14 protein-coding genes are annotated in these 23,452 nt (G+C 59.0%); 11 read left to right on the top strand and 3 right to left on the bottom strand.

What is annotated here, in order from left to right:
* The first annotated feature begins 238 nt into the window (after positions 1-238).
* The 5 genes from D2E25_RS10040 (at position 239) to ilvC (D2E25_RS10020) (ending at position 7,574) form a co-directional block, all read left to right on the top strand.
* Positions 239-961 carry a hypothetical protein gene (locus D2E25_RS10040; RefSeq protein WP_241217167.1) on the top strand — a complete coding sequence of 241 codons (723 nt, stop codon included), beginning with the start codon at positions 239-241 and terminating at the stop codon, positions 959-961.
* Positions 962-1,146: 185 nt separating this feature from the next.
* Complete coding sequence (locus D2E25_RS10035; protein WP_125982428.1) at positions 1,147-2,889, top strand: MFS transporter; 1,743 nt, start codon at positions 1,147-1,149, stop codon at positions 2,887-2,889.
* 436 nt (positions 2,890-3,325) lie between these two features.
* Positions 3,326-4,687: an MFS transporter gene (locus D2E25_RS10030; protein ID WP_125982426.1), complete on the top strand. Its 1,362-nt coding sequence runs from the start codon at positions 3,326-3,328 to the stop codon at positions 4,685-4,687.
* Between the two features lie 280 nt (positions 4,688-4,967).
* Positions 4,968-6,020 carry a ketol-acid reductoisomerase gene (ilvC, locus tag D2E25_RS10025; protein WP_125982423.1) on the top strand — a complete coding sequence of 351 codons (1,053 nt, stop codon included), beginning with the start codon at positions 4,968-4,970 and terminating at the stop codon, positions 6,018-6,020.
* Positions 6,021-6,521: 501 nt separating this feature from the next.
* Positions 6,522-7,574, top strand: coding sequence for a ketol-acid reductoisomerase (gene ilvC, locus D2E25_RS10020; RefSeq protein ID WP_033492678.1), 1,053 nt, complete (start codon positions 6,522-6,524; stop codon positions 7,572-7,574).
* A gap of 346 nt (positions 7,575-7,920) precedes the next feature.
* Here the strand turns inward: ilvC (D2E25_RS10020) and D2E25_RS10015 are convergent, their stop codons facing one another.
* Positions 7,921-11,787 carry a glycoside hydrolase family 2 TIM barrel-domain containing protein gene (locus D2E25_RS10015; protein WP_125982420.1) on the bottom strand — a complete coding sequence of 1,289 codons (3,867 nt, stop codon included), beginning with the start codon at positions 11,785-11,787 and terminating at the stop codon, positions 7,921-7,923.
* 142 nt (positions 11,788-11,929) lie between these two features.
* Between D2E25_RS10015 and D2E25_RS10010 the strand changes: the two genes are divergently transcribed.
* From D2E25_RS10010 to D2E25_RS09985, 6 genes are all read left to right on the top strand, one after another.
* Positions 11,930-12,964, top strand: a complete 1,035-nt coding sequence (locus D2E25_RS10010) for a helix-turn-helix domain-containing protein (protein WP_125982417.1) — start codon at positions 11,930-11,932, stop codon at positions 12,962-12,964.
* A gap of 131 nt (positions 12,965-13,095) precedes the next feature.
* Complete coding sequence (locus D2E25_RS10005; RefSeq protein ID WP_125982415.1) at positions 13,096-13,941, top strand: hypothetical protein; 846 nt, start codon at positions 13,096-13,098, stop codon at positions 13,939-13,941.
* Positions 13,942-14,114: 173 nt separating this feature from the next.
* Positions 14,115-15,593, top strand: coding sequence for an amino acid permease (locus tag D2E25_RS10000; protein ID WP_125982412.1), 1,479 nt, complete (start codon positions 14,115-14,117; stop codon positions 15,591-15,593).
* Between the two features lie 246 nt (positions 15,594-15,839).
* The gene (locus D2E25_RS09995) at positions 15,840-16,544 is read left to right on the top strand and encodes an ABC transporter ATP-binding protein (protein ID WP_125982409.1); all 705 of its coding nucleotides are present in this window, start codon (positions 15,840-15,842) and stop codon (positions 16,542-16,544) included.
* A 19-nt stretch (positions 16,545-16,563) separates the two neighbouring features.
* Complete coding sequence (locus D2E25_RS09990) at positions 16,564-19,692, top strand: FtsX-like permease family protein (protein ID WP_125982407.1); 3,129 nt, start codon at positions 16,564-16,566, stop codon at positions 19,690-19,692.
* 365 nt (positions 19,693-20,057) lie between these two features.
* The gene (locus D2E25_RS09985; RefSeq protein ID WP_125982405.1) at positions 20,058-21,596 is read left to right on the top strand and encodes an amino acid permease; all 1,539 of its coding nucleotides are present in this window, start codon (positions 20,058-20,060) and stop codon (positions 21,594-21,596) included.
* Between the two features lie 175 nt (positions 21,597-21,771).
* On the opposite strand, the gene D2E25_RS09980 is transcribed toward D2E25_RS09985, so the two are convergent.
* Together D2E25_RS09980 and thiS are read right to left on the bottom strand one after the other, a co-directional pair.
* A complete protein-coding gene (locus D2E25_RS09980; RefSeq protein ID WP_125982403.1) occupies positions 21,772-22,668 on the bottom strand; it encodes a thiazole synthase in 897 nt (298 codons plus the stop codon).
* 329 nt (positions 22,669-22,997) lie between these two features.
* Entirely contained in the window at positions 22,998-23,192 is a 195-nt protein-coding gene (gene thiS, locus D2E25_RS09975) for a sulfur carrier protein ThiS (RefSeq protein WP_125982401.1), read from the bottom strand.
* Positions 23,193-23,452: the final 260 nt, after the last annotated feature.

Here is a 23,452-nt window from a genome sequence, read left to right as displayed (position 1 = left end):
GCCGTGCCAGCGGCAACGCCCATCGTCGCGATCATCGCGAGCGAGGCGAGGCCGGCCAGAGGCGCGCGCCAAACCTTAGTATTTCCTGTCATCTTCAGGAACCTTTCTTTTAGGGACAGGCTCCCAAAGAGTGCTACAAAAACACGCGGTCGTGCTCTGCTAGTTGCAGTAATCGCGGCCGTAGAAGAGTAAAATAGTTACGTCATTTTCAATGACTCTATGAGAGAAAGAGGCATTCATGACTAGCAACAAAGGAGTTCATGCATCACTTCGGCGATCGGGCGGCTTACTAGCCGTGGTGGTGTTTTTACTGTCAATGACATGCGGTTTGCCGGCAACCGCATCTGCGGAAGACAGTGGCGCTACCGACATGTATCGCATGTATAACCCGAACAGTGGCGAGCATTTCTACACTGCGGATGGTAACGAGCGCGACTCGCTGCGTGCTGCAGGGTGGCGTTACGAAGGCGTTGGCTGGGTTGCGCCCGTGCACTCGAATACGCCCGTGTATCGTCTGTACAATCCGAACGCTTCGGATCATCACTACACGATGAACGCTGCCGAAAAAGACAGCTTGGTTGCCAGTGGCTGGAATTACGAGGGTATTGGTTGGTATTCGTCGGACACGAATCGTAGTCTACCGGTGTATCGCCAGTACAATCCGCACGCGCGTTCCGGATCGCACAATTACACGTTGAACGGTAACGAGGCTGCGAATCTCGTCAGCCAAGGCTGGCGTGATGAGGGCGTGGCTTGGTACGCAGTCGGTGGTGCGTCTCCCGCACCAGCTGAGCCCACTCCTGCGCCAAACCCTGCGCCTGCGCCAACGCCTGGCAAGCAGATCACGCCGGGCGCCTACTGCAAGAAGTCTGAAGCTGGCCAGCAGGGCACCGCTTACGGCAAGATCTATACCTGCGCATACCGCCCGGGTAACAAGATTCCGCACTGGTATCCAGCCTGATGAGATATTCAGTAGTAGATAGCTGCTGACGGTCTGCTTGATAGTCTGCTTGATAGTCAAAAGCGCCGGTTCATGATGGGCCGGCGCTTTTTTGCGCACTTAGCAGCCTGCACCCCACTGATTCCGGCGTTTCGGCTACAATTACGGGACTGAAGAAAGAGCAGAGAGCAGGTGAGTTCAGGATTATGAGCGAGGAATATCAAGACAATCACCCTAACAATCACACTGGCGAGCAGACGGGTCAGCAAAGCACACCCACGCCCCAAAATCCAGCCCCAGCCACCACGCCCCAGCAGCCGCAGGAAGCTCCCAAGCCAAAGCCGCTACCAGGCAGCGTGTTCATCCGCCCCGGTATCGACGATCGCCCAGACTATGAAAAGGCACTCAGCCCGGAAGACAAGGCCGCAGTAGCTCGTCTCGCCTTCCGTACGCCGCGCAAGCCGATCGTCGCCTCGGCTACGCAAGCGGAAACGCAGGTTGCGCAAATGGGTGCAGAAGGCTCTCCAGCCGCCGCAGCCGCATCCGTAGACGCTGCCGTACCGGATATGAGTTCCGCGTACGTTGACATGCGCGACCCTGTAGTCAGCGCGGATGGTCAGCGGCCGACTCCCGCTCAGGTTACGCGCCTGTCGTGGGGCTTTGCTGCAGGCGCCGCCGCCTCCGCGATCCCGTGGGCTGCTATGAACTTGGTGGCTTTGCCGGCTGTCATCGTGCGTCTCGCGGCAAATCGCCTCGCAGATTCTGCAGGTCCCGCAGCGAATCCCGGTCCTGCTGGCACTTCAACGGTAAGCAGCGCGCTATCGTCCGCGTGGGCAATGGACTTGGCAATCGTGGTCATTGTCGGCGTTATCGCCTCAGTCATCGCCGACGCGTTCGTCTCTGCACTCTCCGACCGCACGCGTCTCGAAATGGGTCGCCGTACCCCGTGGATTATCGGCGGCGGTATCATCTCCGCTATTATCACGATGATTCTGAGCATGGTCGCGCATGTGAACGGCATTATCGTGCTGTGGGCTCTGCTGCAAGTCGGCTATTCAATGCTCACGGTGCCGCTTGCTGCCGCGTTTAGCGAGCGCGTGCCAGACAAGTTCCGCCCTCGCGTCGTGCGCGCACGCGGTATTGGTCAGATGATCGGCCAAGCTCTAGGCGTGTGGATGGGTGCAGTCGGCATCGTGCTTGGCGGGCCGCGTATCGCGTTCATTATCGCCGCCGTTGTATTTGTGCTGGCGGGCATTCTCCCCGTGCTGGTGTGGCCAAAGGAGCCGTCGAGCGAAGCACAAACGCGCACGCCAATGCACGTGGACGCTATCCGCAATCAGTTCCGCGCTCCGCGTCACGCTCCCGAGTTTTGGAAAGCGTTCATTGCGCGCGTGTTCGTTTCAGCTGGCGTGGGATTGACCAACATGTCTATTTGGTTGATTGCCGCAGGCCTGATTTTCCACGACTGGTTTGCGCAAGGCAATTCAGCGCCACTGTCACTGCCGGTGGCCGCGCTCGTTTCGACAATGGCTTTAGCAACGCTGATCGGCTCTGCGATCGCCGCGTTTACCGCCGGACCGGTGGGCGAATATATTGAAGATCCGCGCTACCTGTCTGCTGGATCATGCTTGCTCTACGCTGTCGCTATGCTGCTGCCGATGGTGCTGCTCAACGTGACCAGTATGGTGCTGTTCGCGGCTCTCGCCGGCTTCGCGTTCGGTCTCATCGATACGTTTGAGCAGCTGCTGGCAATGAACGCAATGCCGAATCCGCTGGACGCTGGCCATGACTTAGCGTTCTTCAATCTTTCGAACGCGTGTGGTCTCGTGCTGGCTGCCGCGGCTGGGGCTATCGGCGTGAATGCTGCCGGTTCGCTGATCGTATTGTTCCCGATCGCGATCGTATGCATGCTGGCTGCTGCGGCGGTCACGCTTGCGATGAAGCCGTGATCAGCGATACCTTCTAACTTTCTACTTGCGTCCGTCCACATAGTGAACCCCCTGTGGTTCCTGTGGGCGGGCGCGCCTATCTTGTCGTTCAGTCGAGCACGAAAGAGCTCGGAAAGACGTTTCGATACCGAAAGGAGGTTCGCCACGATGACTGGATACACTGCTGATTACACCGTTGATCACGTTCTGCTGTCCGCACGAATTATTATCTCGTCTTCGTTGGCGGACTGATTCGGCATTCAAGCTTGAGCCCCGCCAGCGAAGGCAGGGCAGAGCGTAATCCCACGTGAAGCCCTGCATGAGTTGCGGGGCTTTTTTGTTGCCTCCCACAAGGTCACCGCAGCATCAAGCAAAACGTGATGAAACAACCCAAGAGAAGAGATACCGCGAGCGCGCAGTAATCTACGCAATCGCACATCCATCAGGAGCAAATACCATGACCGCAGTCGATACGACTGAGAACGCCGCAGCAAGCGGCAAAGCGCAGGCACTGGTTCGCGATTCGGTAAAAACCGTGATCGCCGCATCCATGGTCGGCACCGCCATCGAGTTCTACGACTTCTACGCTTACGGCACCGCCGCAGCTAACTACTTCCCACACATCTTCTTCGACAAGACCGACCCGACCGTCGCACTGCTTGCCAGCTTGCTGACGTTCGCTATCGCGTTCATTGCTCGCCCGCTCGGCTCGCTCGTTTTCGGCCACTTCGGCGACCGCATGGGCCGCAAGACCACGCTGGTTGTGTCCTTGATGACGATGGGTGTGGGCACGTTCCTGATCGGCTGCCTGCCAACCTACGATCAGTGGGGCGTTGCCGCGGTTGCACTGCTGTGCTTGCTGCGATTCGTGCAGGGCATCGGTCTGGGTGGCGAATGGTCTGGTGCGGCCCTGGTTGCCACTGAGAACGCGCCTGAAGACAAGCGCGCACTCTACGGTTCCTTCCCGGAGCTGGGCGCACCGATCGGCTTCTTCCTGTCCAACGGCACGTACTTCCTGCTTGAGACGTTCAACGATTCTGACGCGATGCTCGCATGGGGTTGGCGTGTACCGTTCCTGCTATCCGCAGTGCTCGTGATCATCGGTCTTGTTGTGCGAGTGCACATGGAGGAGACCCCGATCTTCCGCATGGCTCAGGAGAAGAAGCAGGTCGTCAAAGCCCCGATCGTCGAAGTATTCCGCAAGTCTTGGAAGCAGGTGCTGCAGGCTACGTTCCTCGTCGCTGTTACGTACACGCTGTTCTACACGCTCGCTACCTGGTCGCTCGCTTGGGGCACTAAGGAGCAGGGCGAGGGCGGTGGCGGCCTCGGCTTCACCAACCAGGAGTACCTGCTCATGCTGATGATCGCTATCTGCGTGTTCGCTGCCTTCATCGTGATCTCTTGCGTGAACGCCGACAAGTTCGGCCGCAAGCGCGTGATCATCACTTCGTCTGTGCTGCTCGTCGTGTTCTCCGCGCTCTTCCCGTTCCTGCTCAACGGTGAAGTGGTTGGCCAGCGTAATTTCTTCGCCAACATGGTGTTCCTGTGCGTCGGCTTCGCTCTGATGGGCACTGCATTCGGCCCGATCGGCGCATTCCTGCCTGAGCTGTTCGATGCCAACGTGCGCTACTCCGGCTCCGGCATCGGCTACAACCTCGCTGCAATCGTTGGCGCTGCGTTCGTGCCGACCATCGCCACCTGGCTGAGCTCCCACTGGGGCGTGCACTCCGTGGGCATCTACCTCGGTGTAATGGCCGTGTGCTGCCTGGTCGCTGTGCTGAGCTGCCACGAAACCAAGGACGTTGACTTTACGAAGTAAAGCCTCGGCCACTTGTCACACACTATCAATCTCACTACAGCGAAATCCCACAAACTTTCCAGCTGTAGTCGCCTTATATTTCATAACTGAAAATATCAATTCAATATTTGGACGTGAGCGATCACGTCAACCGCTGGAGGACTAGAAATAGACCCCAGTGATCGATGACTTTCAACGTCAAAGGACACAATCCTTTCTCGCCGAAGGCCGTCAGCAATCTCACCGATTGTCGGACGTGCAGTTTTCGTTCGGCATACCGAACAACAAAGGAGTGCCTATCATGGCAGCAACTATCTGGTACGAGAAGGACGCCGATCTGTCCGTGTTCGATGGCAAGAAGGTCGCCATCCTTGGTTACGGCTCTCAGGGTCACGCTCACGCGCTGAACCTGCGTGATTCCGGTGTTGACGTGGTCGTCGGCCTGCGCCCGACCTCCAAGTCCGTGGAATTCGCCAAGGAGCAGGGCCTGGAAGTTAAGTCCGTTCCGGAAGCCGTCGCCGAGGCTGACGTTGTGATGATCCTGCTGCCTGATCAGTACCAGGCCAAGGTCTACAAGGAAGACGTTGAGCCGAACCTGAAGCCGGGCGCTGCTCTGGCCTTCGCTCACGGCTTCAACATTCACTACGGCTACATCAAGCCGTCTGAGGATCACCCGGTGTTCATGGTTGCCCCGAAGGGCCCGGGCCACATTGTGCGTCGTGAGTACGCTGCTGGCCGTGGCGTGCCGGTCGTGGTCGCTGTTGAGCAGGACCCGGATGGCAACACCTGGCCGCTGTGCCTGGCTTACGCCAAGGCTCTGGGCGCTCTGCGCGCTGGCGCTATCAAGACCACCTTCACTGAGGAGACCGAGACCGATCTGTTCGGTGAGCAGGACGTGCTGATGGGTGGCATCAACCACCTGTGCGATATGGGCTTCGACGTGCTGACCGAGGCTGGCTACCAGCCGGAGATCGCTTACTTCGAGGTGTTCCACGAGCTGAAGATGCTGGTTGACCTCGCTAACGAGGGTGGTCTGAACAAGGCTCGTTGGTCCTGCTCTGACACCGCTCAGTACGGCGACTACACCTCCACGGTCATCACCGAGGAGACCAAGAAGCGCATGCAGTACCAGCTCAAGCGCATTCAGGACGGCTCCTTCGCTAAGGAGTTCATGGATGACCAGGCTGCTGGCGCTCCGAAGTTCAAGAAGCTGCAGGAAGAGTACTCTCACCCGCACCTCGAGACCGTTGGCCCGAAGCTGCGCGCTATGTTCTCCTGGAACAACGGCCCGGCCAAGGATCAGGACGAGGCCGAGTCCTTCAACGGCAAGATCGCTCGTACTCAGGTTCAGTGATTGCGCCTCGCGGTTGCACTAACCGCGCATAGCCGCTCATAAACGGTTTGCATATAACAGCCGCCGCCCCCGTTCATTCGGGAGCGGCGGCTGTTTGCGTTGTGGACCGTCACCGGATCGTCACTGAGTGCGCGCAATCGTGTGTTCGGCGCGCACTCAGTGATGTTTCGGGGTGCAGAATCATCACTATGTGCGCGCACACCGTCCGATTGCGCGCACATAGTGACGATAGTGCGGCGGACACTGCCGAAATGTCCACGTTTGGAAGGTGACGTGGCTCACGTTTTGGACGTCAGCCGGGTGGCGGCGATGCGCCCAGTAGGATAGGGAGCAGTTTCGAGGACACAATCCTCAACGCTTGAGAACGTTCGGGCGCACGCTCCGAACCCCCAAACGCGCAGAATGTTGTACACAAAGGCATAATGCGCAACCACACAACACCGTGTGCCGCGTCACGTCCTTGTAGTCGTGCGTTGGCACGCAAGTACAAGGAGTGCTTACATGGCTGCACAGATCTGGTATGAAAACGACGGCGATCTCTCCGTGCTCGAAGGCAAGAAGGTCGCGATTATTGGTTACGGTTCCCAGGGTCACGCTCACGCGCTGAACCTGCGTGATTCCGGTGTTGACGTGGTCGTCGGCCTGCGCCCGACCTCCAAGTCCGTTGAGTTCGCTAAGGAGCAGGGCCTCGAGGTCAAGTCCGTGCCGGAAGCCGCTGCTGAGGCCGACGTCATCATGATCCTCGCCCCCGACCAGTACCAGCGCACCATCTGGGCCAACGACATCGAGCCCAACATCAAGCCGGGTGCGGCCGTCGCGTTCGCTCACGGTTTCAACATTCACTACGGTTACATCAAGCCGTCTGAGGATCACCCGGTCTTCATGGTTGCCCCGAAGGGCCCGGGCCACATCGTGCGTCGTGAGTACGCCGCCGGTCGTGGCGTGCCGGTGGTTGTGGCCGTCGAGCAGGATCCGCGCGGCGACGGCTGGGCACTGACCCTGGCCTACGCGAAGGCTCTCGGCGCTCTGCGCGCTGGCGCCATCAAGACCACCTTCAAGGAGGAGACCGAGACCGATCTGTTCGGTGAGCAGAACGTCCTCATGGGCGGCGTGAACAAGCTCGTCGAGATGGGCTTCGAGGTCCTCACCGACGCCGGCTACCAGCCGGAAATCGCCTACTTTGAGGTCTGCCACGAGCTGAAGATGCTCGTTGACCTGATGAACGAGGGTGGCCTGAACAAGGCTCGTTGGTCTTGCTCTGACACCGCTCAGTACGGCGATTACACCAACACCGTCATCAACGAGGACTGCCGCAAGCGCATGGAATACCACCTGCAGCGCATCCAGGACGGCTCCTTCGCTAAGGAGTTCATCGACGATCAGGACGCCGGCGCCCCGCACTTCAAGGAGCTGCAGGAGAAGTACTCCAACGAGCGCATCGAGACCGTCGGTCCGAAGCTGCGCGCCATGTTCTCTTGGAACAAGGACGGCGTGAAGGACGCCGACGAGGCCAACTCCTTCACCGGCAAGATCGCCCGCGCCCAGGTTCAGTGAGCCTGTGCAGTGAGCTCGCTCGCTCCGGCTTGCTGACGTGTGATGCGTTCGTAAGTTGGTTCTGAACAGTTCAGAAAACGATTGAGGCTTGGTGCTTTATAGCACCAAGCCTCTTTTGCGTTTTTAGATAGTTCGGTTATTCGGCTTGATATGCATGGTGAAACGTGTTGTTAAATGTTACATGCGGTGATTGTGGCGGCGGCTCCCTCAGTCAGCCTACGGCTGACAGCTCCCTCAGCCGAGGGAGCCGAGTCATGTGGACGCACACTAGTGTGGATGCGGTAGTCTCGGCTCGATCTTCAGAGAGGGGCAGGCGTGACTGAGGGAGCGTCACCACAGTTTTGGGTTACAGTGCTTGGGGTTTGAAAGCGACGGCGAATTCGAAGCTTTCAGCGTCGAGGCGATACTCCTCGTGCAGCTTCGGACCACAGCTGTTTGAACCAATGCCAGACTGCATGTAATCCACGTTTACCACCGTAGAACCGGCCGCTTCTAGCTCGCTGTTGTGCGCCTTGGCAGTCATCTCTTCGGCGGTGTACAGCAACGCTTGGAAGTCGAAAGCGTGATCGTTCCCGCGCAGCACCAGCAGCTGTGCAGCATCGCTGGAGACGCTCGCCCAATCGCAATCGTGATGGTTGCCGTTCTCCTGCGGCTTGATATACGGCTCAAACAGCGTTTCCGGCGTACCAGAGAACACGCCATGATAGCTAGCACGCTGCTTGTCGATGTAGCTTTCGTTCGGACCCAAACCGCAGTAAACGACCTGGTTCATCACCTTCGGCAGGAACAGACGCAGGCCAAAGCGCGGCAAGAACGGGAAGTCAGTATCACGCGTGACATCCATGCGCACCGACACAGTGCCGTCCGGCATAATCGTCCATTCAGCATCGATATCGGCGATGCGCTGCACGACCGGCGCCACGACGGCCATTGTCGCGTGGATAGTCACCGGGCCGTCAACCAGCACGGTGCCATCGTCAAGAGCGAAGTCGTCTTCATCAGCAGGAGCGTCGACCAGCGGCTCGGCGGCAGTCGGCTCGGCGCCGGCAGCATCGCTTGCATTAGTGTCGCCGAACGAAGCAACGAGTGTAGCGTCGTCAGCTGCCACATCGTCGGCGGAGTGCTCGGCGGCGATATCCGACGACGCAGCGGGCTTGCCGGCGGCTACCAGCGCGTCCTCATCCACCAACACTTCGGTCTCGTAGGCGCGCGCGTAGGCGTGATCATAGCGAGCGCGGAACCAGTCGAGCTTAATGTACTGATCGTTATCGGTGGGAGCACGCCAGATGGCGATTTCCATCGGACGATCCAGCAGCGTGCGGTTGGCGAACGCCATGTCTGCAAACAGACCGGTACGACGGTTGAAAACATAGCGGAAATCGGGGCTTTCCACGATGATCTCGGCGTCAGTTTCCTTGACGGAGAGCAGCGCGGGCGCTTCAACATTGTCGTGATGGTGGCAGCAGTGACCGTCGCAGCCATCCGACTCGGCGGACGAGTCGGCGGGATCGGCGATATCGGCAGCATCGGCGGGCGCGTCCGCTTCCTCGTCCTCAGCATCATCTGCATCATCCACGTCAAAACCGGACGCAGTCAGCTCCGCGAGCACGGTTTGATTGCGCGGATCAGCGGTCGGCACTTCAACCTCGTCGAAACCGAGGTCAAAGCCGGTGGGCAGTACCTCCGTGTCGGCGGCCTGATAGTAGTGCACCAAGAGCGTGGCATGGCCCTCGTCTGGAATCGCATCGAGAATTGCTTGTGGCACGTCCACTACTGCGTCACCGTGCGGAGCGATCGACGGCATCGACGGAATGTAATTATCCGGATGCTGTTCGCGCAGCGCCTCGCCCTCGGCCGGGTCGCTTTCCCACGCGGCCCACGCAACGCCAACGCCGTCCACCAGCAGCTCGAAGGTCATGAACATCGCGTCGGAGGCATCGAGGAAGTCCAAGTAATTGTGCAGCGTTACCGTACCCGCAGTCGGGTCGAAACCGGTTACGCGCACTGGGCGATACACGTTCTTGAACTCCAGCAAGCCGGTGTGCGGCGTGCGATCCGGGTAGACAAGGCCGTCCATGCAGAAGTTGCCGTCATGCGGGTATTCGCCGGAATCGCCACCGTACGCGTATTCGTGGCGGCCGGCCGGATTTGTGCCGCGGTCGATTGCGTGATCGCACCATTCCCAGATGAAACCGCCAACCAGGCCATCGTTGCGCTGGATGCGCGTGAAGTAATCCTCCAAGTCGCCCGGGCCGTTGCCCATCGCGTGGCAGAACTCGCACAGCATGTACGGTTTGACACCGTTATCACCGTCGTCGCCGTTGGAACCGTCGCGCTTACCGTCTGGCGTGCGCGGGCCTTCCTCGCTGAAGTACTGGTCGATTTCTTCCAGCGATGGGTACATGCGGCTGTGCACGTCAAGATAGTCAAAGTCGAATTCCTGACCATCGTTTACATAACGCGCGCTCTCATAATGCGTGAGTCGGCTCGGATCGAAGGTCTGCGTCCACATCAACGCGGCTTCAAACGTGCAACCGTATGCACATTCGTTGCCCATCGACCAGAACAGAATGCTCGTGTGGTTCTTGTCGCGTTCAACACTGCGCTGCACGCGATCAACAGTGGCTGGCGTGAACGCCGGATTGTCAGAAATGAACTGATTCCAACGCTTGAGCGCGCCCTCTTCGCTTGTATCCGGGTTGATGCGGCTCATCGCACCGTGGCTCTCATCGTCCGCTTCGCCCACCACGTAGAAGCCGAGACGATCGTACAGATCGTAGAAGTGCGGCGCGTTTGGATAGTGGCTAGTGCGGATTGCGTTGACGTTGTGCTCTTTCATCAGCTTGAGATCGCGCATGATCTGCGCTTCGCTGATGACCGGGCCGGTGACGGGGTCAGAATCGTGACGGTTGACGCCGTGGATCTTGATCGGCTTGCCGTTCACCTTGATAACGTTGCCGTCGACGCTGACTTCGCGCACACCGATCAGGTTCGTGATCGTTTCGTTCGGCGTGCTGTACACGATCGTGTACAGGTACGGGGTTTCCGCGGTCCACAGCTGCGGATCGTCGATGGCGAGCGAGGCGTGCGCAGTCGGCAGGAAGGCACTGTCGCCAGCGTTGGTTCCGGCGATCGTGCCGGTTGCAGCAGCAAGGCGCAGGGCAGATTGCGCGTCGGAATCGTTGTCATCAGCGGAATCGTTGTCACCATCGCCGTCAGCTGTGTCAGCTGCGTCGGCAGCATCTTCGGCAGCGACGTCCTCAATCGGCTCCGCAGTCGTCTCTGCCACCAACTCACCATCAGCGTCAAACAGCTGCACAGTCACTGGCACATCTACGTCATCGAAGAACGCAAAATCCACGTCAACTGTTGCGTGATCAATCGGCGCAGCATCGTATTCAGCATCGCTTAAACCAGCTTCAATCAGCGCCGGATCAACATTGCGCCAAATCGACGTATGCGCAAAATAGTCGCGAATCGCGTGCTCTGGGCGGTCCAGCAGATACACGTCGCGGAAAATACCGCTCATGCGGAACTTATCCTGATCCTCCAAGTAGCTGCCATCGCACCACTTGAGCACCAGTACTGCCAACGTATTCACACCGTCGTCCAGCAGATCAGTCACATCGAACTCGCTGGTCGAATGCGACACCTGCGAATAGCCAACGAACACGCCGTTCAACCACACGTAGAAGCAGGAGTCCACGCCTTCGAAGTTCAAGTAAGTGCGTGGCGCATCTTCGTTCACGGTATGCACAAAATCGTGCACGTACACGCCGCACGGGTTCTCCTGCGGTACAAACGGCGGGTCAAGCGGGAACGGATAGTTCACATTTGTGTACTGGTGGGAGTCGAACCCGTGGTTCTGCCACACGCTCGGCACTGGAATCGACGTGAATCCTGCCGTAGACAAGGCAAGCGACCCAGCTGTGCGCGCCTCGCCGGTTTCAGGAGCGTCATCAAGCGCGAACTCCGTCTCGTAGAATGCGGGCTCGCCGGCCGCGTGCAGGCGGTTCACCTCAGCATCCAAGTCATAAATGCTCTTGTAGTATTTAAAATCCCAATCGCCATTGAGCAGCGTGAAACGATCGGATTTGACACGGTTTTCGCCGACGGTGTCCATGCGCTCGGACGCGGGCACATAGTAGGCGCGATTCGGCTCGGTGCCGACGTGCAGATGCTCGAGATCTTCGTAATACCGGGGAATGAACATGTTGAAGCCCTCCTGTGGGTTGACATGCGCGGTTATGGTACTCCGCTTCCCATTATCGACTCTGACGCGCCGGGCTGCCATAGGCGTTTTGCGTGATAATATGCACAAAATATGCGGCGATTCCAGATGAGGATGGCGAACTATGGCAGCTCGGCGCGATATAACTCACAGCATCGTTCGCGATGGCGATGCCCGCAGCAGCGCTTCCGCGCCTGACGACGACACATTCGCCGGCGACGACGTGCTGTACGGCCGCGTTGTTGGCATGGACATGGTAGCCGGGTACCGGTTTCGCGAGGATCTCGACACGGTAGCAACCGTGCCCCTCGCGGTGAATGCTTGCGGGCGATATCGCATGGTGACACGCACTGAGTTCAGCACATTCCGGCCGCATGGGCGCCGCGATTATCAGCTGTTGTACGTGCATGCGGGCACCGCAACGTTCTACAAAGCCGGCGCACCGTATCTTGTGGGGCCTGGCACAGCCGTACTGTACCATCCTGGCGAAACGCAACGGTACGTGTATCGCGCGGCAGATCGAACAGAAATGTATTGGGCGCATTTTTCCGGTACGCATGCGCGCGAATTGGCGAGCGTATTCGATCGCAATGCGGAGACGGCGAGCACTCCGGCGGCGAGTAGCCCTACAACGAATACTGCCGTCTCTCACGCCGATATTGGCGCTATTGCAGGCATTGCCGCAGTTGGCACCTCATCTGAATATATCCAGCTGTTTAATCGCATGATTGCTGAATTGCAGCTCCAACAAAGCGGTTTCGAAGACTTAGTTGCCTTGGATTTTCAACGTTTGGTGCTGCTGATGCGACGGCATATCGTGGAGGTGACTGGCGGCGGCGCAAAACGCATACCGACTGTGGTGCAAGAGGCCGTGCGCTATTTTCATCAGCATTATTCAGAAGACATCAGCATTGAAGAGTACGCGGACGAGCATGGCATGAGTGCCGGCAGATTCATTCGTATTTTTCGCGAGTCGATCGGTATGCCGCCGTTGCGATACATCACGTCGATTCGGCTCAGTGAGGCGAAAATGCTGCTGGAGAGTACCGATTATTCAATTGGCGATATTGCTGACATGGTCGGTTACGATAATCCGCTGTATTTCAGCCGTCTGTTCCGCTCACGGTTTGGTGGACCGCCGTCGCAGTATCGGCGATAGCGCGGCTGTACGCTGTACGCGGGCCGCGCACGGTGAGCGCATCCGATCACGAGGACGATTATTGTTAGCAATCGGGCAGTTTTGATTGAAGATTCAAGCCGCTACGAAACACGAATGGTGGAGGAATGCCGATGAGCGGACACAACGAACGCGGCGATCATGAAACTACGCGGATCAATCCGCCGGCTGATTCGGCACCAACGCAGGCGTTCCCGATTGTGCGCCCAGCCGCACCGTACGCGATGGCAAACGGCTCGCCGGTCGCGCTGCCAGCCACACCGCCGTCCATTCCACCGGCTGGATCATCAGACGGCAGTGGTACAGCACAGTCGTGGTGGAAACAGCCGAAACACCTACTGATAGCAGTAATTGCAGTGCTTGTGGTGATCGCGCTGATTGCGACGCCTATTATCATCAACCGCCGTGCGAAGCACGCTGAAGCACTGTCCGCGTGCCAAAGCGCGCTGGCTGATTATCAGAACGCGCGCGACCGTTTGCGCGCACTATCGGCAAGCGATGCGAATGCACAAAGCGGCACCTCGGTCACGTGCAATTCCCACGATTCCACAGATACGTTAACCTCGTCCGCGAGCGTGCTGCGCGATGCTGCTCGCACATTTGAGGCGGAAGCTACAACGTTGGAACAACAGCGCAAAGAGGACAATCAGCAGAGTGATTCGAGCAATGGCAGTAGCGATAGCGATTCGCAGTCCTCTGCGGCCGCGCGCAAAGCATTGCAAGATTCGCTCGATGCAGCCAATGCGCTTATCGACAAAGTGCAGGCCAGTATTGCCGATGGAACCGCGAAACAGCTGATGGTTGGTACGCTGACCGCTGCAGCCAATAGCGCGCAGAAACTGCTCAATGACAGCGGGATTACGGATTCCAAGTATTACAAAGCCGCCAAAGCCACGCTTGACGAGGCGATTAACGCCGTCAACGATTGGGTAGATAAGCAGGCGAGTAAAGCGCAGTAGTAAATCGCGCCGCAATTCCATCTCATGCCTTCGCGATCGCACGCAATGGAATGTGTGCACGTTGCGGCCGTCAGCGCGGATACAATATCCCTCATTGCATGAGCATGCATACGATTGCATTCCCGCAACAGGCTTTGAGAGCAGGCCAAGAGAGCCAAGGAAAGAAGGAACCCATGACAGGGCAGACCACCGCGCCTGGTAAACAGCGCAAACACGAAACTGACGATGTTCCAGTGCCAGCAACACTGCGCAAATCGTTGAAAAACCGCCATATCCAGCTTATTGCGCTTGGCGGTGCAATCGGCACAGGCCTGTTCTACGGTTCCAGCGAATCGATTAGCCTCGCCGGCCCGAGCATTCTGCTCGCCTACCTCGTCGGCGGCCTCGCGATCTTCATGATCGTGCGCGCGCTGAGCGAAATGTCGGTCGAAGATCCGAAAGCCGGCGCATTCAGCTACTACGCGAGTCGTTATTGGTCAAAGCGCGCCGGGTTCGTGAGCGGCTGGAACTACTGGTTCAACTATATTTTGGTGTCGATGGTCGAGCTGAGCGTTGTCGGCTCGTTCGTTAACTACTGGTTCCCGAACATCCCGCAATGGGTGTCCGCGGCCGTATTCCTCGTGGTGATCGCCGCCGCGAACTTGCTCGGCGTGAGCAAATTCGGCGAATTTGAATTCTGGTTCGCAATCATCAAGATCGTGGCCGTTGTAGCAATGATTCTTGGTGGCTTGGCGGTACTGGTAGCAGGCCTGCCAACCGATTCGGGCATCAAGGCGAGCTTTGCAAACTGGTTCACCGTAGGCAACGGCTTCCTGCCAAACGGACTCATGCAGCGCACCGCCGACGGTCAGTGGACTGGCCTGCTGATGGCCCTGTGCGTGGTGATGTTCAGCTTCGGTGGCACCGAGCTGATCGGCATCACCGCAGGCGAAACTGAGAACCCGCGCGTCACGATCCCGAAGGCCACGAACGGCATTATTTGGCGTATTCTCGTGTTCTACATTGGCGCGCTCGGCGTGATCATGGCCGTGGTGCCGTGGAACACGATCGACGGCCAGTCGAGCCCATTCGTGCAGATCTTCGACTCGGTGGGCGTGCACGCGGCCGCCGGCATCCTCAACTTCGTGTGCCTGACCGCCGTGATGAGCGTCTACAACTCCGGCCTGTACGCGAACTCGCGCATGTTGTATTCGCTCGCCAAGCAGGGCAACGCGCCCGCATACCTCGGCAAGCTCAACTCACACGGCGTGCCGGTCGCAGGCGTAGTGACTTCCGCGATTATTACCGCGCTGGCTGTGGTTGTGGTGTTCCTGTGGCCTGAGTTTGCGTTCAACTATTTGATGTCGATCGCCACGATCGCCGGCGTGATCAACTGGTCGATGATCATGATCACGGAAGTGCACTTCCGGCGCGTGGTCGCCGCGGGCGATGGCCCGGCGGAACTGGCTGGTCTCAAGGGTTCCGAGGCACTGGACGCGATCCACTTCAAGCTGCCGTTCGCGCGCGTAATGCCGTATATCGTGCTCGCATTCCTCGCGCTCGTCGTGGTGCTCATGTGCTTCTCGCCGAGCTACCGCATCGCCGTCATCGCCGGCGTGATTTGGCTGGCAATCCTGCTCGTCGCCTATCAGCTCACGCAGGCGCGCAAGTAGCCCACATTCAGCTGCTCATAAAGCGGGTGACTTCTGTACTGGTCAGGAGTCACCCGCTTTGTTGTATTACCCCACACAATCCGGCCCCACACGCTCTCGCACCCCGCGAAACGCCGCCGATCGCAGGCGGCGCAATGAACCGCGGTGAGGTTTAATGGAAGGAGGATGTTTGCGCGCCGATGCGCAGATATGTGGGCGTGCGGATGTGCGGCAAACCGCAAACGATGGCGGCGGAAGAGGTGTGCGATGGCGTATATCGAGTTCAACAAGGTTGTTAAGGAGTATGCGACTGGCTCAGGCACGCCGATTCGCGCACTGGATGAAGCAAGTTTTACCGCCGATCAGGGCGAATTAACGGTGATTCTCGGGCAGTCGGGCGCCGGTAAAACGACGGCGTTGAACATTCTCGGCGGCATGGATACGGCCACATCGGGCCGCGTGGTGGTTGGCGGGCGCGAGATCACGCATCTGCGCAAAAAGGAGCTGATCGCGTATCGCCGCAACGATATCGGCTTCGTGTTCCAGTTTTACAATCTCGTACCGAATCTAACCGCGCTGGAAAACGTGGAGTTGGCGTCGCAAATCTGCCCCGATCATTTCGACCCGGCCGAAACGCTGCGCAAAGTCGGTTTGGGTAATCGTTTGAACAATTTCCCCGCGCAGTTGAGCGGCGGCGAACAGCAGCGCGTGTCTATTGCGCGCGCGATCGCGAAGAAGCCGAAGCTGCTGCTGTGCGATGAGCCGACGGGCGCGCTCGACTACGAGACCGGTAAGGAAGTGCTGCAATTACTGCAGGATATTTGCGTTGCGCAGGGTATGACGGTGATGATTATCACGCATAATTCTGCGCTCGCTCCGATGGCGCACAAGGTGATTCGCTTCCGTTCCGGCAAGGTGGTGGGTGAGACGACGAACCCTACGCCGACGCCCATCGCGGACATCGAATGGTGAATGGCGGGTGGTGATCGCGATGGCACGAGGCAGGCACGCACGGGCGCGCGGGCAAAGTCGCGCGTTCGCTAAAGATACGCTGCGCATGTGGGCGCACAATTGGAAACGTTTTGCTTCCATTGCCATCATTTCGATGCTTGGCGTGGCGGTGCTCACCGGCATTTACGCCGGCTGCCGCGATATGTTCCAAGGTGCTGACCGATTCCTTGATACGCAGCGACTCTATGACATTCAAGTCGTTTCGACGCTGGGACTTACAGACGATGACGTCGCCGCGCTCAAGGCTGTCAATGGCGTGACCGCCGTGCAGTCGGAACGTTCGGCGGCGGCGAGCGTGGACGTTGACGGCAGCAGCGAATCGGTGACGTTGAGCGAAATCGGCGCGGACGGTATGAATCAGCCGTATCTGCAGGATGGCCGGATGCCGAGCAAGGCTGGCGATGTGGCGGTCACGCGCAAGTTCATTCGCGACAGTGGATTGTCGATTGGTGACACGTTGAGTGTGACGCTGAAGGCTAATACCGCCGATTCCACTTCTCCAAGCTTCCCCACAAAACTCACGATCACCGGCATCGTGCTCGACCCCACTGACTTGCAGAATCCGGACGGCTACTCGCAAGGCGCATTCCGCAGCTCCGCGACCTCCGAATACACGTTCTTCATGCCGAGCGACGGCGTAACCGGCAGCACATACACGGCGATATCCGTTGAGGTCTCCGGCGCGAGTAGTCTCGACACGTTCACTGATGTCTATGACAATGCTGTGCGCACGGTCCGCGAGCGCATCGAAAGCGACGTGCAATCCGCACGCCAGAAGGCCCGCCGCCAGCAGCTTATCGACGATGCGAAACAGAAAATCGCCGACGCCCGCGCCGAAGCCGATCAGCAGTTCAATGACGCGCAGAACAGCATCACCCAGCAGCAAACCCAGTTCAATCAGCAGATCGACGCAATACTGGCCGCCTCCGGCGCGATCATCACTCCCGAAGCGCAAAACGGCACCGATCAGACTGCGGCCGCCGCGTTGCAAGCCCAACGCGATGCCGTCATCGCCGCGAACGCGCAACTCACGCAAGCGAAAGCGCAGCTCGCCGCCGCCCAATCGCAGCTCGATCAGCAGAAAACCGAAACCTACTCCGAGCTCGACAAGCGCGCTGCCGCAGTGGAGGCTGACATTCCGCAGGCCCGCTGGTATGTGAACACGCGCGCCTCGGCCGGCACGTTCTCCTCGCTGAAATCCGACCTGAGCTCGATCGAATCCATCGGCCGCGCGTTCCCGATCGTGTTCCTGGCCGTCGCTGTGCTGATGAGCCTGACTGCGATGACCCGCATGGTCGAGGAGGATCGCGGCCTGATCGGCACGTACATGGGCTTGGGATATGGACCGGCGGCGATCGCGGCGCGATACGTGCTGTTCGCGCTGCTCGCGTGTTTGATCGGCGGCGGGTTGGGTGATCTGCTCGGATTCCTTGGTATTCCGGCGTTTTTGCTGATTGTGCTGGAGGGCATGTATGTGGTGCCCGGCACGACGCTGCTGTACGACTGGGTGTATGGCTCGGCCGGCGTGGCGTTGTTCGTCGTCGGCATTGCGGCGGCCACGATCGTGGCGTGCCGTGGCGAAGTGCGGCGTATGCCGGCCGAACTCATGCGTCCGAAAGCGCCGAAAGCTGGCTCGCGCGTGCTGCTCGAACGCATCGGTCCGTTGTGGCGGCGCATGAAGTTCCTCAACAAGGTCACTGCGCGCAATCTGTTCCGGTTCAAAGGGCGCCTGTTCATGACGATCGGCGGCGTGGCCGGTTGTACAGCGCTGATCGTGTGCGGTTTGGCGATCAACGATACGGTCGATGCGCTGCCGGTGACGCAATATCAGGACGTGTACCGCTACAGCCTGATGGTCGTGACCGATCACGATGATGTGGACGCTGTGCGCTCGCGGCTGATCGCCGACGGGCATATTGACGATTCGACTACGCCGGCTGCCGGGGCACTGACGCTTGCGCGCGTGGAAAGCGGCGAGATTACTACTGTTTTGGGCGGCTCGGGCTCAGGTGACGCGGGTTCCGGCGGCTCCAGTTCCACAAGCGCGGGCGAATCCGAAACCGTGCAGCTGATCACCGTGCCATATGCCGAACAGTTGGCGAATATCGTCGATCTGCGCTCGGTTACAGACGGTTCCGCGATCCGCGCGCAGGATCTTGACGCCAGCGGTTCCGGTTCCGAGTCCAGTTCCGCTTCTGCTTCCGCGAGCGGTGTCATCGTCTCGCAAAGCGCCGCCAATGCGCTGGATATCAAGGCCGGCGACACGATCACGCTCGAAAACGGCGACGCCGCGCGCGAAACCGCCCACGTATACGCGGTAAGCAAATCGGTGATCGGCTCGGATGTGTATATGACATCCGATTATTACCGGGAGATATTCGGCGGCGATGCTAACGATTCCAATACTTCCGCGGATTCTAGTAGTTCCGAAAGCTCCGGAAATTCCGAAACGTCTGATGCTACGACGTCGGATTCTACGAACGGTTCCGCCGATGCTGCTGTTTCCTCCAACACTGCTGATACCGCCGATTCCGCGCGCGACTACTCCGCCACCAAAGTCAACGGCGTCGCAATGAACGCGATCTTCGCGCGCTATACCGGCTCTGACGACGCCCAAATCGCCTACGCAGACAAGCTTTCCAAGGAATCCGACGTATTGAGCGTGGTGAGCGTCGCAGATATGCAGCGCAGTTTCAGCTTCGACCTGATGGGCGCAGTCGTGGCGCTGATCGTGGCGCTCGCCGGCGCGTTGGCGCTCGTGGTGCTGTTCACGCTGGCGAATACGAACGTGTCAGAGCGTGTGCGCGAAATGGCCACGCTTAAGGTGCTCGGCTTCTTCGACCGCGAAGTGCACCGGTACGTGAACCGCGAAATGATGATCCTGACACTGATGGGCATCGTAGTCGGGTTGCCACTCGGCCGCTGGATCGGAGGCCTGCTCACCGCCGCGCTCAACATGCCAGGATTGTATTTCGCCGTGACCGTGCGCTGGACCAGCTACGCGATCGCCGCCGCCGTAACCCTCGCCTTCGCGCTACTCGTCCAACTATTCACCAACCCCGTCCTCGACCGCATCGACCCCGTCAGCTCCCTCAAAAGCGTGGAATAATGCGGTTTTGATTGTGGTGGTGACGCTCCCCCAGTCGCGCTTCGCGCGCCAGCCCCCTCAGCTGAGGGGGCCAGGGTTGGCATACCGTACCTATGGAGAGACGCGTTCACTCCTGGCGCGCGTTAACGCGCGACTGGGGGAGCGTCACCACAATCAATGCAACAGCTTCGTCATACACATCAAAATGCGAAGCCCCAAAAAGTTCAACGCTAACGCAGCACAATCAAGTGAAATTGAACTTTTGGGGGAAATGCGCACGATATCGTTACGCCGCTCGTTGAACCGACCCCACTTCCGTAACATGCGCGATGCTACAGTTTGAACCTGTTACTGAGACTAGGGATTGAACAAGGCAGGAAAAGCGCATGAGCGACAGTAATAACGCAAGCGCAGGCAGCGCGGGTAGTACGAGCGGTACTAGCACCACGAGCACGCTGAAATCAGTAGAAAGCCTGGACCAAAGCAATGAGATGGCCCGCGGTTTGAACAACCGCCACGTACAGTTCATCGCCATCGGCGGCACAATCGGCACCGGCCTGTTCCTCGGCTCCGGCAAATCAATCGCACTCACCGGCCCGAGCATCGTGTTCGTGTACATCGGCGTCGGCGTGATTATGTTCCTGCTCATGCGCGCGATCGGCGAACTCATGTACCGCGATCCGAGCCAGCACACGTTCATCAACTTCATCACACGCTATCTCGGCAACGGATGGGGCAAATTCGCCGGCTGGTCGTACTGGATTGTGCTCGTGCTCATCGGTATGAGCGAAATTACGGCCGTTTCCACATACTTCATTACATTCTTCGAGACATTCGGCATGGACCTGAGTCATTGGAAATGGCTCATTGAACTGTGCTTCCTCGCGGCGCTCGTCACCATCAACCTGATTGCCGTCAAAGCGTTCGGCGAAGCGGAATTCTGGTTCTCAATGATCAAAATCACGCTCATCTGCGCGATGATCGCCACCGCTGTCGTCATGGTCGTAATCGGCTACCATTACGACGCCGTGCAGATCACCGGCCAAGACGGTGTTTCGCCCGCGGGTCATGCCGGCTTCGACAACATCCTCAACAACTTCTCGATCGCGCCGAACGGCTGGCTGAGCTTTCTGATGAGCTTCCAGATGGTTTTCTATGCGTATGAGATGATCGAATTCGTCGGCGTGACCGTTTCCGAAACGCAGAATCCGCGCAAGGTCCTGCCGAAGGCGGTTAACGAGATTATCGTCCGCGTGCTCATCTTCTACGTGGGCGCGCTGCTCGCGATCATGTGCATTGTGCCGTGGACTACGTTCAAGCCGAACGCAGACGGCTCCTTCGCCTCCCCGTTCATCATGGTGTTCCAGTACGCGGGTCTCAAGTGGGCGGCGGCGCTCGTGTTCTTCGTGGTGATCACCGCCGCGAGCTCCGCATTGAACTCGCTGCTGTACTCTGCCGGCCGCCACCTGTATCAGCTGGCCAGCGAATCGCCGTCGCCGACTTTCCAGAAGATCGGACAGGTTTCCAACCGCAAGGTGCCAGCGCGCGCGATTCTCGTCTCCGCTGCGCTGATTCTTCTGTCGCCGGTTATTAACGCGCTTCCTGGCGTTTCCAGCGCGTTTGTGCTGTTCGCTTCCGCATCGTCCGCGGTGATCATCTTCATCTACACGCTGACGATGATCGCGCACCAGAAGTACCGTCGTTCCGCCGATTTCATCGCCGACGGATTCGTGATGCCGGCATACAAGTTCACCAATACACTCGCGATCGTGTTCTTCGTATTCGTGTACTGCACGCTGTTCCTTGCGGACGATACGCGCGGCTCCGCGATCGCTGGCCTCGTGTGGCTGGCCGTGTTCGGAGGTTACTGCTTACTGCATGATCGGTTCCAGAACCGCGATCTTAAGGCGGCGCTCGGCGAGTAGCTGAGCTGACTGCCAGCGTTGCCGAGCATCGTATCGGCCTATCGGCTGTGAGTGAGTCCGCGTTCACCTCACCGGACTCACTTACAGCCGTTTTTCGTTCGATATGGACCGTAACTGAGTCCGGTGAGATGAGCGCGGGCTCAGTTACGGCCGGCAGAATGGATAACGACGCGGATTACTTGACCGGCGAGAGGTAATCTGCTGCGTTCGTTGGGCTGGACGGCACTGCGTGACCTTCGGTCACCACACCCAAGCCTGACAAATACGCCTCGCGGCCGGCCTCGATCGCATGCTTGAACGCGCGGGCCATCACCGGGATGTTGCCCGCGGAGGCAATCGCTGTGTACGCCATCACCGCATCCGCGCCCATTTCCATAGCCTCCGCAGCTTGGCTCGGGCGGCCGATGCCCGCGTCGATAATCACCGGCACGTGCGCGTTCGCGATGATCACCTCGATGAAGTCGCGCATGCGCAAACCCTTGTTCGAGCCGATCAGCGAGCCGAGCGGCATCACGCACGCCGCGCCCGCGTCTTCCAGCTGACGGGCTGCAATCGGGTCGGGGAACATGTACGGCATCGCAACGAAGCCCTCCTTCGCGAGGATCTCCGTAGCCTTGATCGTTTCCGCGTTGTCCGGCAGCAGATACTTGGTCTCATGCTCGATTTCGATCTTCACGAAATCGGTCTGGCATACCTCGCGGGCGAGACGCGCGATGCGCACCGCCTCCTCAGCGTTACGCGCGCCGGACGTGTTCGGCAGCATCGTAATGCCCTTCGGAATGTAGTCGAGCAGGTTGTTTTCGGTGGTGCGGCAGCGGCGCAGCGCCATCGTGACGATCTGCGTGCCCGCGTTCTCGATCGTCGCCTTGATGAGGTTCAGATCGTAGCGGCCCGAGCCGAGAATGAAACGGCTCGTGAACTTGTGTCCGCCGAGGATCAGCGGATCGGCGTCGCCGGTGGCGATCGCGTCATACGCGTGCGCATCCGGCTCCGGCAGCAGCGCGGTGTTCGTCGCCGTGCCGACGAGTTCGTCGAGGCTTGGCTCGGCGGTGGGGTTGGTTTCGTTGGTCATGATTGCTCCTTTGCTGACGGTTGGATGGATGTGCGGCTCCCCTTGACAGGGGAGCTGCTGACGGAGTCGGACGGGGAAGTTTGCGATTATCGGTTTCCGCAAAGAGTGGCTGATATCAGTGCGACTGTGGTGGACTACCCCTCAGTCATGCTGCGCATGACAGCTCCCCTGGCAAGGGGAGCCGAGGCTACCGCATCCTTGATTGACGGCTCGGCTCCGAGACCGCAACTATGGACTCGCGCTACGCGCGAGGCTTAGTGCTGGCTCGCTGTCGCTCGCCCCTCGCCTAAAAACAGCCCACTGGGCTGTTTTCTTAACGGCTCGGCCCCTCAGCCGCCTTGCACAAACGTTACGATTTCGACGGTGTCGGTGCCTTTGAGGGTGGTTTGGGCGCGCTTGTCGCGGGGGACGATCGCGCCGTTCACTTCGACGGCGACGCGCGCAGCGTTGAACCCCTTACTCGCAATCAGTTCATCGACGCTAATCGGCGTAGCGATGTCTTCCTGTTGCCCGTTGACGATCATCGATCCCCCTCTCCGGCCATGCCGGCGTATAAAAAAGGGTCGCTGAAGCAGCCGTACCCTGTAAGGTGGTGCGCCCCTTCATGACCCTAAGAATCACTGGTTATTGTTCAATTATCACGCAAGCGATCATCATTAACACCAAACGTGAGCGGTGACGAGTCCGCACGTTCAACATCGCAGATCGGAAACCGCGCGAAAAAGCATGTAGGAGAATCGCGAACGCCAGCGCATCGCTTGCGCGGCGGAACAACCCGTTTCCT

Source organism: Bifidobacterium goeldii (assembly GCF_003951095.1).
Lineage (GTDB): Bacteria > Actinomycetota > Actinomycetes > Actinomycetales > Bifidobacteriaceae > Bifidobacterium > Bifidobacterium goeldii.
The sequence above is the reverse complement of the archived record's forward strand: the minus strand, read 5'-3'. Positions and strand labels throughout refer to the sequence as shown.